A 522-nucleotide genomic window follows, 5' to 3' on the forward strand; every position below is an offset into this window, starting at 1 on the left:
GTACTATTTACTACGAAATGCCGAATTACTGGCGCTTGGTCAAACGATCAAGCTCCTGAAGATTTGCCTTCAGTGCAGCCTGAATAACAGCCAACCGGCGATTGCCCTCGATCATGTCTTCCACGAAATACCAAGGGGCGCTCTTCGCTTTGTTGATAACATCGACTTGTGCGTTCACCACCGCGATCTGCGCTGCCTCATCGATTCGGAGCTTCCGGATACGGCGGCGCAGTGCCGCGACTTTGAAATGCTTGGTGACTTTTTCGAACATGGGAACCTCCAATAATTTAGTGATTCCCATTATACCTACTTCGAGCGACCAGTCAACCCCGATGAATCACTTCGGGCTCAACCCCAAACACGGCACGTACATACTCCGGGCCCGTGCCTGCTGCCGCTTCGATACTCAACACCGCCTTTTCTTCGAACGGCCAGATGGGGCCCGGCAAATCGGTGAACACCGCGATCTTGTCGGAGCCAGAACCCTGCACCACGACAACGCGTTTTACAGCAAACGTAATC

The 522-nt window shown here is 53.1% G+C and carries 2 protein-coding genes; both read right to left on the reverse strand.

The window, feature by feature from the left end:
• Window positions 1-25: 25 nt before the first annotated feature.
• Complete coding sequence (locus tag AC1RPN_RS08210) at window positions 26-271, reverse strand: hypothetical protein (RefSeq protein ID WP_289862679.1); 246 nt, start codon at window positions 269-271, stop codon at window positions 26-28.
• Between the two features lie 52 nt (window positions 272-323).
• A partial coding sequence (locus AC1RPN_RS08215) for a hypothetical protein (protein ID WP_481763718.1) occupies window positions 324-522 on the reverse strand: 199 nt, incomplete at its 5' end.

The sequence above is a fragment of the Dellaglioa sp. CoH-57-MRSF-20 genome, assembly GCF_056781955.1.

Excerpts from the sequence above, each read along its gene's own strand:
- AC1RPN_RS08210 (WP_289862679.1), bottom strand. The coding sequence starts at position 271 with ATGTTCGAAAAAGTCACCAAGCATTTCAAAGTCGCGGCACTGCGCCGC.